Here is a 9647-nt window from a genome sequence, read left to right as displayed (position 1 = left end):
ATATATGGTTATCTGCTATTTCCTATCCTTTTTTATATGGGCTGTTATTCGGTAATTTAAAATTTATCCGCTGGTTAGAGTATAAAAAAAGGGTAAAAATCTGTTGTAAAAATAATTAATTCAGTGCTGTATTTTTCAACAAGGGACTTATGCTTAAGGTCGAGCTGCCATACTTGGTGGCTTTTTCTTATTAAAGTAACGGGGCAGGTTTGTGAAATAAAGTTTTATAAAAGTATCTGGATAAGTGGGTAAAAAAGCACACACCATAAATAAGGAGGTGATATAATGAAAAACTCAAAATTATTTTATTTCGCTTTGCTAATTTTACCTGGGCTAACAGTTCCATTCTTTGGTCGAAATTCATTAAAAAAATTTCTTCCAGCATCAATATTTATAGCAACATTCAACAAAGCAATAAATTTATACGGTGAAAAGAAAAAATGGTGGCGATTTTATAAGGTAGTGCCACCATTGGATGGTATGACCTTTTTTAATTTCGGTCCATATATTGTTACAAGTCTTTGGATGTTAAAACTGACTTTTGGTAAATTCCCATTGTATATAATTTCTAACCTAATTCTTCACATTAGTTTTACATTTTTAGGTGGATTAAAATTGTTAGACCGTTATAAAATTGGTTCCTTAGTAAAATTAACAAAATTTCAATTCTTTGTATTTAACTCTTTAAGAGCATTATTGCTTTATGGTTTTCAATTTATAAATAATTTTAGTCATAATACAAAAAGCTTTTCTAACAAGTAATCAAATTATAACAAATTTCCTAAAAATAAAAGCATTGAATCTTGTTCTTATATATTGCACATTGTGAAAGTTTTCACTTAAAGTAACGGGTGCTAGAGTTCAACAACAAAGGTAGTGTGATTTATTTGGTGGCGTTAAGGATTTTAATTTATTCATTAGTTTTAGCAATAGTGCTTTATGCGACTACTGTTTTCTTACCTGATACATTGCACTTTAGTGTAATCGCATCAAAGTGGTTGTTTTTTACAATTGCGGCTGTGATTTTAATATTCTCTAAAGAAAAATGGTGGAGTAAGCTTATTTCTTTAATTCTTGCCGTGGTAATTGATATTTTATTTATTGTTTTATTTAACCCATAATAAAGCTTGTTTTCGCCATTTTCTTATTTAACTATCGGGTGCAAGAGTTGATGAACGAGCTGCCATAATGGTGGCTTTTTCTTGTTCAGCTAACAGACGCTTATATATAGTATCAACTTAAAAAATGCTGAAGGAATGCACCTTTTATCGTTGTTTACATGTATTCATAGGTACGGGATTTAAGAACTTGAATTAAGCCCTCTTTGGGTAGCTATAGATCCTGTGATTTAGCAGTCTCTTCATCAGTCAACTAGTCTGTCTTTCATCCCTACCGCGCTTTCGCTTACTAGCCTTGAAGTTTAGTCTGGAAGGAGTACACTTCCACACTAAACTTCAAGGTCGTATCTTTCCCCTGTTAGACATATCTATTTCCATATCTTTGAATACGTTGAATACTATAAAAAATACCTCTATATAATGTGTTAGCAAAGATAGAAATTCGGTCATTTTTGTATCATTACTTACGTTGAATACGGTAGAAACTCATACTATATATAATGGCAGGTTAGTATATTAAGAAAAGATAAAAATAAACACTTTCAGAATCTAACAGAGGACAATGATTCAATGATGTTTGAAACCTATAAAAGTATACGATTAATAAATACTACTTTGGTTTTTAATTTACATTAACTTTACAATTAACCTCTTGAATTACATTATTATTTGATTTACCATATAAGCGAATAGTTATATATCAATGTGGATTAGTATTAATTAACTTGATTTCAGATTTATGAACAAAATGCATAAGTTTTTTTGCTTCAACAAAAAATTAGAAAACTAAGCATTGTATGAAATTTATATAAGTAAATTACTATTTACTTATATTTCTTTAAGAGGAGGTGTTGCTTTATGTTGAAATCAATAGTGGATCTAGAGAGATCGGCTAATGCATTGAAATTATTAGGTGATAAGACAAGACTAACCATCGTTGCTATTTTGAAACAACGAGAGTGCTGTGTGTGTGAATTTCTTGAAGTATTCGATATGAGTCAACCATCTATCAGCCAGCATCTTCGTAAATTAAAGGATGCAGGGATGGTTAAGGAAGAACGAAGAGGTCAGTGGATTTATTATTCCTTGAATTCACAAAGTGATTTTTATGGACTTATAGAAGATATTTTGGAACATGTACCAGACCAGATAGAGAAAATCAAACAGATTGACAAAAGCAATCCTACGCTTCGTTGTGGTTGTTAAGCAATTGAATCATCAAGGGGATTAAAAATATGAAAAAAAAGTTAATCAGTGAATTTTTAGGAACCTATTTTCTGGTTTTTGCAGGAACAGGTGCTATCGTAATAAATGAATTGACTAAGAGTTTAACGCATGTAGGAATAGCTCTTACGTTCGGACTTGTAGTAATGGCATTAATTTTTACTTTCGGTCACCTTTCTGGTGCACATTTTAACCCGGCTGTTACTATTGGCTTTTTAATACATGGGGATATAAATAAGAAGGATGCACTTTATTATATTGTCACTCAATTAATTGCCGGGATTGCAGCAAGTGTGACGTTGTTTTCTTTATTTGGAAACATTGCTTCATTAGGAACAACTTTACCGAGAGGTTCGTGGGGTCAATCTTTTATTTTGGAATTTATACTTACATTTTTCTTAATGATGGTGATTTTCGGTTCGGCGGTCCACGGTAAAGCAGTAAAATCCTTTGCGGGAATCGCCATTGGTGCAACAGTCGGTTTAGAAGCTATGTTTGCGGGTCCAATTTGTGGTGCTTCAATGAATCCAGCAAGATCGATCGGTCCAGCCGTCGTTTCTGGTACAACTCAACATTTATGGGTGTATATTGTCGCAACTATTTTAGGAGCAGCTTGTGCGGCAATAATTTATAAAATACTACACGAAAAATAAAGGAGAAGACATCATGTCTAAAAAAACAATCTATTTTCTTTGTACTGGTAATTCATGCCGTAGCCAAATGGCAGAAGGTTGGGCTAAAAAACATCTAAGTAATGGGTGGGAAGTGAAGAGTGCTGGGCTTGAAGCTCATGGATTAAACCCTAATGCTGTTAAAGCGATGAAAGAAGCTGGTATTGATATATCCAAGCAAACATCTGATGTAATAGATCCGGACATATTAAACAATGCTGATTTAGTTGTAACGCTATGTGGACATGCAGCAGACCACTGCCCTGTAACTCCTACACATGTAAAACGAGTTCACTGGGGCTTTGATGACCCTGCTAAGGCAGAAGGAACTGAAGAAGAAAGATGGGCGTTTTTCCAACGTGTCCGTGATGAAATCGGCGAACGCATTAAGCGATTTGCTGAAACTGGTGTGTAAGAGGATTGAGTAGCCAGGAGACTTTATACTCTCCTGGCTTTAATTATTAAGCATTTTTTTTACTTTATTATAAAGAAGTGGATTAAAATAAATAGGTAAAACAAGCAGGAGGGAATGGACATGAAAATCACTGATGAAGCACGTGATGAATTTAATAAAATGTTCAAAGAAGAGAATGCTAAAAACATTCGTATCTTTTTTGATGGCTTTGGCTGAGGGCAGCCGAGGATTGGACTGGCTCTGGATGAGCCAGAAGCAGACGATATTATCGTCACTATAAATGAAATTATAGTGGCAATCGACCCTAATATTGAACCAAACACCGAAGACCTTATCCTTGATCGCAGTGGAAATGGTCAAGGAATTTCAATGATAGGTAATACGGGAAGATGCTGTTAGAAAAGATCTTTACTGGTCTTTTTTTAATTTATCTGTTAGTTCTTGAAATGCGGCTAAAAACTGCTGATACGTTTGTAAGCCGTATTCCTCGGTGTTGTAATGAAAAAATAGCTCCATCGCAATTTCTTTTGCTTGCTCAATCGTACAATTTCGTGAAAGTCTAATTAGGTTTAAATAAGATAAAAAGTACTCCTTCTTTAATGCACCTGCATGATTCACTATCATACATATACCCCCTATAAAAAGGGTCTCTACCTAAAATGAGACCCTTCGTAGATCATTAAAGTATTTCAAGAACAGCATGTAGTTGTATTATTGCTTTGAGTAGTAGATGAACAACACTCCACTTTTTCAACTTTCGGTTCAGGAGTGCAACAAGAAGAAGCATTTTCACTGTTAACTTCAACATCTGCTTTTGTATAGAAAAACTCCCACTCGTTTCCGTCAGGGTCAAAAACCCAAAATTTATCTTGGAAGGCATAGCAGCATGTGGTGTTTATTTCCTCGTATTGTGTAAGTATACCGTTTGATTCAAGTCTATTTTTGTGAGCACTAACCTCATCTGTGCTTTCAACCTGAATACCAAAATGTCCTACCTGATTTCCATTTACTTCATCTCGAAGATTAAGTGTAAAGTTTAATCCTGGTTTTTCAAGAAGAAACTTTGCATAATCAGGCTTTACTTTAACTGGCTCAACTCCAAAAACTTTACTGTAGAACTGGATGGATTTTTCTAGGTTAGTAACATTAAGACCAACATGTGCATATTTCATTTCGATTTCCTCCTAATAATTTAATTTGATTAATCATCAATAATATGATTGGGATTTATTCATTAAGCAACGGTTTAACAAGCGCAACAGCAACAATTAGGTTGTACTCTTAATGACTTTCGACCTTCATTCCATTTCTTTACGACTTTTTCAAGGAATGTTTCCTTTTGGAAGTCTACAAATTTCCAAGCATTTCGGGCTTTCATTTCCGTTTCCTCCTGACGTAATTTCATGGTTTGATATACTCCATACTCGTTAAACACGATGAATCCCTCCTATTAATCAAAAAACTAAAAAATTAAAACAGGTAAGCTTGAAAAGCTGGTAAAGTGGGACAATAAATGGTTCAACGTGAAAATTTATTGACTACAAAATAATCCCTCCTTTCAGTCACTTGCAATTTGCAAGTATTTGTTTTTATTAAAAGAGCAAGTATTCTTGCTCAAATTAATGGTTTACAACAAACAGTAGATTTTGACATTGCTTCGTTAAGTAATTTGACTGATTTAATAACCATTTCTCGTTCAAATTCGCTCATATGTGAAAACACTTCATTTAAGTATTGATTCATTTCCGCATCAATTTTAGCAGCAACATAATTTCCTTGTGTAGTTAAAGTAAGTAATGTAACACGTCTATCATGAGAAAGAGGCGATTTTTTTACCAGTTCCATCTTTACAAGTGTTTGTATTTGGCGACTAAAAGTGGTTATATCCATCCCCAGAGTATCAGCGACTTGTTGCATTGAAGGTTTATCGTTGCGGAGAATCTCATAAAGAATATGACTCTGCACTAGGGATATTTCAGTTTCACCTATTTGACAACAGTTTTTATTTAAAAGACCAAATCGCCTGGTCATAACTTGAAACATTTCTCTAACGTTTTCCATTATTTTCACCTCTGATTTATTTATATAAAAATTATTTGCAATTTGCAACCTTTTTTCTTTCAGATTGGAAAATTTTTTTATATAATTATTTTAAACAGTTGAAGTACAGGGGGATTAATATGAAAACAGGGTTTAAAACAAGGTTAGCTTCTATAGATGATCTGGAAGCGATATTAAACATTTATAACCAAGGGATTGAAGATAGGATTGCAACGTTGGAGCAAGACCAGAAAGATATAGAATACATGACAGAATGGTTTAACAAACATAAAGGGCGATTTGCAGTTATAGTAATCGAAAATAACGATGAAATAGTCGGATGGGCATCGTTAAATCCATATTCCAACCGGTGCGCCTATGCCGGGGTAGCTGATTTATCAATTTATATAAGGAGGGATTACCGAGGAAAAGGAGTCGGTTCATTATTATTAAAAGAAATCGAATATACGGCGACTAAGAATCAATTTAATAAAATTGTTCTTTTTACATTCCCTTGTAATAAACTTGGGCAAGGTCTTTACAGAAAAAATGGTTATAGAGAAGTGGGGATATTCAAAAACCAAGGGAAATTAGATGGTCGTTTTGTTGATGTAATGATCATGGAAAAGATTTTTAATTAATAGCTAATAACAGAGGAGCCAATAGTGAGCTCATCTATCTATATTTCATCTCTTTTTTGTTTTTAATACGATGCACCCGTAGTAAAGGCACGACATTCTTGAGCACAATTTAAGCAAATTTAACCACATTTCTGCGAAGATTGTGAAGCATTGTACTTAAAGTAACGGGTGCATTAGTGGAAGATCAACTAAAGGAACATTTGAAAGATGGTTTTAAAAAATGTGCTAATAAATAACCCAATAATTAAAAATAACATTGGCAACCAAACCGGTCCGAAGAGTATTCCCATTATCCTCAATGTTGGGGAATAGATTAGACCAACTGTTATAAAATAGGCAGAAAACACAAACGGCAAAAACGAAGATTCTTTTCCACCACCAGCGTCTTTATAAGCATCCCACATGGCAAACATATATAGACAAGGATAAAACATCAGCCATTGATAATTCGTTCTATCAACGGCTGATTGGATATGACCATGAAAGCTTAACATGATTACTTCGTTAAAATTTGATTGAATGTTAATTAAAAATTCTAAAGAAATGAAAAGTAATCCTTTAAGAAACTTTCCGTTTAAGATTTGAGAAAATCCTGGTAATGCAATATTCCAAAGGACGCTTTCAAGTTGATTTGTTTTCTTCATGTTTATTTCCCTCTAAGTATTAGCTAATTTATCATGGTCCACTACTTTTGGTGGTTGTTCCATCCAACCATAATCGATCATTATGTTTGCAGCGTCTTCTGTATATTTTAGAACTTCCCCTAAAATTCGGAGATAGTTTGTAGATAAATCACGTCTAGAACTTGTTGACAAGCTTGTACCGTAATATCCAATGGCGCCTGCGGCTAGTGCATTTACATGAAACATCATTAGTTTATCGGAAAAAGGGGAAACGGTTGAGTTTGAAACTTGGATATCCCAGGACACGGAAGCAGGAAGATCATTTTCATTTAAAACGGAACTATAAATATCAATATGCTTTGAAGCGATTTCTTTTCCTCTTGCCATAAAACGACCCACTTCTTTTGACTTTGCCACTTGACTGAAACCAGTGAACGTTGTCATAGCTAACACATTTCTTTGAAGATTAGCATAAAGATTCGTTATTTCTAATGTAGTAAGTGATCTACGTTCTCCAAACCAACCAGTTAAGAAATTCTGTTTTCGAATAAAATCAACCTTTTCAGGAGTCGTAACATATGGTGCTCGTATATAGAGACCTTTAGATAGTAAAACATTTCCTGTTTTTTTGAGAAGATTCTTCGAATCATCAATACATTCTGAAAAATATTGAAATACATCAGAACGTGTTGCTAAAGACAACGAGATGCCATAAGCTTCTAACCCTATTGAACTCCATTGTTGAAGATAATAAAGAAAGTAAGGATCCGAAAATAATCGTGGAGCTGTAATATCGACATCTTCTTCTTTAAATCCGTATGGAATGGGAAATTTCTCACTGTTAAAGATTAATATAAGTTTTTTTACGTGAGCGTGTGCTAACTCTAGTGCAAATTCTACTACAGGACGAATCTCAGGATCCTCTGCTTTTTCCAAAAAGTATGTAAGTACACAAATTGACAGGCTATCATTCATGTAGGCAGACCATAGCTGTGAAATTTCAGCAGACGTTAGTTTAATGTTATTTTCACTTTGCAAAAGAGGCTTCCTCCATTAATTTGAAATGCAATCCTCATATTATGTTTCCTAATACTGTAATAAATATTTATCCGTATTATGAATCCAAATATGATGAGAGAAAAAAGTCTTGAACACTTTTATTACAAGGTTAAGATTTCAGGAAAAATAAAAATCAAATTCCTAACCTTAAATCAAAGAAAAAGTCATATTCCGAATAAACATTTTTTATATACAAGATAATGAACAGTACGCTCTTATTAGGGAATAAAAGCGTATCTGCTTGTTCAAGTAACGGGTGCAAGAGTTAAAGATCCAACTGCCATCGTTGCAGCTTTTTTTATTATGCTAACGTGGCAGGTTTGTTGAAGAAGGAAAAAGTATATTTTGAATTGAATAAGTAAATGTAATAAAGAAAAAATAATACAAAAAAAAACAGCTGTGGTACGGGGGGACTTTCTTATTGGGTTTGCAGATTAAGTGGAGTAAATTAAAAAAAATTATTGAATCAAGGTTTTGTGACAAATTAATTGGTAGGGTAAATATTAACTATACTAATTATAGAGCAGTTCACGAACCAGAGAGTAGATTTTGGATTACATTAGATGGAGCAGAGATATACAGCAACTCAAAAGTAAAATGGCTTTTCAATCACTATAAACTAAGGCTAGACGAGGAATGTATGAGTTATCACGAAGCTGAAAAGATATTGGAAGAACAGGGTCAATATTATATAGATTATATTGAGGATTCTCTATGTGAGTATATAAATTTATCAATAAGTGATGCCATAAACTCAAAGAGCTTTTTGATAAGGGCTTTAGGTATGATTGATAAAAGACTTGGAAAAAGAAGGTTACAAAGTATTGAGATAAAAGAAAATGAACATATACTGGTTCGTAAATTGTATGCAATAAGAAGTGAGGTAGAAAAAATTAATAGTAATTCATAGCCTAAGTATACTTCTTAATTCATTCTGACTTATAACGAATACTACAATAGATTGTGAAGAAATGCACTTAAAGTAACGGGTGCTTTACTTGAATAAGAACAACATAAGAATTCAAAACCAGGTGAAAGAATTCATGAGTGGCAAAAATGGTTGTGTTTATGTCTTCTTGCAAATACTTTTAAAAAATGTTAAACTTTAGAAGAATTATTTTTGTTCGGTGTAAAGGATAGTATAAGATTAACTTTTCGTCTTGATGATCACTGAGTGCAAGGATAGTAACACTTTGTGTGCAAAGCACACAGCAGGAGGAAACAAAATGGAACAAGGTAAAGTAAAATGGTTTAACGCAGAAAAAGGTTTCGGATTTATCGAACGTGAAGGTGGAGAAGACGTATTCGTTCATTTCTCAGCTATCCAAGGCGAAGGTTTTAAATCTTTAGACGAAGGTCAAGCAGTTACTTTTGACGTTGAGCAAGGTCAACGTGGAGCTCAAGCAGCTAACGTGCGTAAAGCTGCATAATAAGAACAAACTAAAGCAGGCTCTTTATAGAGTCTGTTTTTTTATTTCTTCTTTTAAAAACAAGCAACCCCACTCACGAATGAGTAGGGCACATGTAAACAAGTAAATCAAATGGTAAAAACAGTGTATCACATAATGACGAATTCTCCTAATTACAATTTTAAAGTGCTTTTGTAGAGAGTGGCTAAAACTGTGAAGTTTTGTACTTAAACTACCATGAAAATAAACTTCTGTAACACAGAGAAAAAGGCAATACTAAAGAGGACGCAGCTCAATCATTTTTTAAAAAAGGGGAGAGCGCCAGATTCATTGATCTATGGTTTAGAAAGTAACTGGATTAAGAGGCTTTAGGTTCTTCTAACGTAACGGTGTATCCTAAACTTTCGAGGCGTCTCAGTGAATGCCGAACGATAGATTGTTGTCTCT

General features: G+C 33.7%; 14 protein-coding genes. 8 read left to right on the top strand and 6 right to left on the bottom strand.

Annotated features, from left to right (window positions below; genetic code table 11):
- Window positions 1-285 precede the first annotated feature (285 nt).
- From J7E66_RS01720 to arsC, 5 genes are all read left to right on the top strand, one after another.
- Window positions 286-762: a hypothetical protein gene (locus J7E66_RS01720; protein ID WP_214997738.1), complete on the top strand. Its 477-nt coding sequence runs from the start codon at window positions 286-288 to the stop codon at window positions 760-762.
- Between the two features lie 128 nt (window positions 763-890).
- Window positions 891-1121, top strand: coding sequence for a hypothetical protein (locus J7E66_RS01715; RefSeq protein ID WP_214997737.1), 231 nt, complete (start codon window positions 891-893; stop codon window positions 1119-1121).
- Window positions 1122-1976: 855 nt separating this feature from the next.
- The gene (locus tag J7E66_RS01710) at window positions 1977-2324 is read left to right on the top strand and encodes an ArsR/SmtB family transcription factor (protein WP_214997736.1); all 348 of its coding nucleotides are present in this window, start codon (window positions 1977-1979) and stop codon (window positions 2322-2324) included.
- Between the two features lie 29 nt (window positions 2325-2353).
- Window positions 2354-2995, top strand: coding sequence for an MIP/aquaporin family protein (locus J7E66_RS01705; RefSeq protein WP_214997735.1), 642 nt, complete (start codon window positions 2354-2356; stop codon window positions 2993-2995).
- A gap of 13 nt (window positions 2996-3008) precedes the next feature.
- Window positions 3009-3428, top strand: coding sequence for an arsenate reductase (thioredoxin) (gene arsC / locus J7E66_RS01700; RefSeq protein ID WP_214997734.1), 420 nt, complete (start codon window positions 3009-3011; stop codon window positions 3426-3428).
- A 408-nt stretch (window positions 3429-3836) separates the two neighbouring features.
- Here arsC and J7E66_RS01695 read toward each other — a convergent pair whose 3' ends face one another.
- From J7E66_RS01695 to J7E66_RS01680, 4 genes are all read right to left on the bottom strand, one after another.
- A complete protein-coding gene (locus J7E66_RS01695; protein ID WP_214997733.1) occupies window positions 3837-4052 on the bottom strand; it encodes a hypothetical protein in 216 nt (71 codons plus the stop codon).
- Window positions 4053-4117: 65 nt separating this feature from the next.
- Entirely contained in the window at window positions 4118-4600 is a 483-nt protein-coding gene (locus J7E66_RS01690; protein ID WP_214997732.1) for an ArsI/CadI family heavy metal resistance metalloenzyme, read from the bottom strand.
- Between the two features lie 74 nt (window positions 4601-4674).
- The gene (locus J7E66_RS01685) at window positions 4675-4863 is read right to left on the bottom strand and encodes a hypothetical protein (RefSeq protein ID WP_214997731.1); all 189 of its coding nucleotides are present in this window, start codon (window positions 4861-4863) and stop codon (window positions 4675-4677) included.
- Window positions 4864-5042: 179 nt separating this feature from the next.
- Window positions 5043-5489, bottom strand: coding sequence for a MarR family winged helix-turn-helix transcriptional regulator (locus J7E66_RS01680; RefSeq protein ID WP_214997730.1), 447 nt, complete (start codon window positions 5487-5489; stop codon window positions 5043-5045).
- 119 nt (window positions 5490-5608) lie between these two features.
- Here J7E66_RS01680 and J7E66_RS01675 point away from each other — a divergent pair, with 119 nt between their 5' ends.
- Window positions 5609-6109, top strand: coding sequence for an arsinothricin resistance N-acetyltransferase ArsN1 family A (locus J7E66_RS01675; protein ID WP_214997729.1), 501 nt, complete (start codon window positions 5609-5611; stop codon window positions 6107-6109).
- Window positions 6110-6297: 188 nt separating this feature from the next.
- Here J7E66_RS01675 and J7E66_RS01670 read toward each other — a convergent pair whose 3' ends face one another.
- Window positions 6298-6753 (bottom strand): hypothetical protein, encoded by a 456-nt coding sequence (locus J7E66_RS01670; RefSeq protein ID WP_214997728.1) that lies wholly within the window; start codon window positions 6751-6753, stop codon window positions 6298-6300.
- Window positions 6754-6765: 12 nt separating this feature from the next.
- Window positions 6766-7770 (bottom strand): DUF3231 family protein, encoded by a 1005-nt coding sequence (locus tag J7E66_RS01665; protein ID WP_214997727.1) that lies wholly within the window; start codon window positions 7768-7770, stop codon window positions 6766-6768.
- Between the two features lie 442 nt (window positions 7771-8212).
- Between J7E66_RS01665 and J7E66_RS01660 the strand changes: the two genes are divergently transcribed.
- Window positions 8213-8701: an SF0329 family protein gene (locus tag J7E66_RS01660; RefSeq protein WP_214997726.1), complete on the top strand. Its 489-nt coding sequence runs from the start codon at window positions 8213-8215 to the stop codon at window positions 8699-8701.
- A 316-nt stretch (window positions 8702-9017) separates the two neighbouring features.
- Window positions 9018-9221, top strand: a complete 204-nt coding sequence (locus J7E66_RS01655; protein ID WP_214713511.1) for a cold-shock protein — start codon at window positions 9018-9020, stop codon at window positions 9219-9221.
- The last annotated feature ends 426 nt before the right edge of the window (window positions 9222-9647 follow it).

The organism is Bacillus sp. ISL-7, from assembly GCF_018613065.1.
The sequence above is the reverse complement of the archived record's forward strand: the minus strand, read 5'-3'. Positions and strand labels throughout refer to the sequence as shown.

Coding starts and splice junctions, on each gene's coding strand:
- J7E66_RS01720 (WP_214997738.1), top strand. CDS start 286: ATGAAAAACTCAAAATTATTTTATTTCGCTTTGCTAATTTTACCTGGG.
- J7E66_RS01710 (WP_214997736.1), top strand. CDS start 1,977: ATGTTGAAATCAATAGTGGATCTAGAGAGATCGGCTAATGCATTGAAA.
- J7E66_RS01705 (WP_214997735.1), top strand. CDS start 2,354: ATGAAAAAAAAGTTAATCAGTGAATTTTTAGGAACCTATTTTCTGGTT.
- arsC (WP_214997734.1), top strand. CDS start 3,009: ATGTCTAAAAAAACAATCTATTTTCTTTGTACTGGTAATTCATGCCGT.
- J7E66_RS01695 (WP_214997733.1), bottom strand. CDS start 4,052: ATGATAGTGAATCATGCAGGTGCATTAAAGAAGGAGTACTTTTTATCT.
- J7E66_RS01690 (WP_214997732.1), bottom strand. CDS start 4,600: ATGAAATATGCACATGTTGGTCTTAATGTTACTAACCTAGAAAAATCC.
- J7E66_RS01680 (WP_214997730.1), bottom strand. CDS start 5,489: ATGGAAAACGTTAGAGAAATGTTTCAAGTTATGACCAGGCGATTTGGT.
- J7E66_RS01675 (WP_214997729.1), top strand. CDS start 5,609: ATGAAAACAGGGTTTAAAACAAGGTTAGCTTCTATAGATGATCTGGAA.
- J7E66_RS01670 (WP_214997728.1), bottom strand. CDS start 6,753: ATGAAGAAAACAAATCAACTTGAAAGCGTCCTTTGGAATATTGCATTA.
- J7E66_RS01655 (WP_214713511.1), top strand. CDS start 9,018: ATGGAACAAGGTAAAGTAAAATGGTTTAACGCAGAAAAAGGTTTCGGA.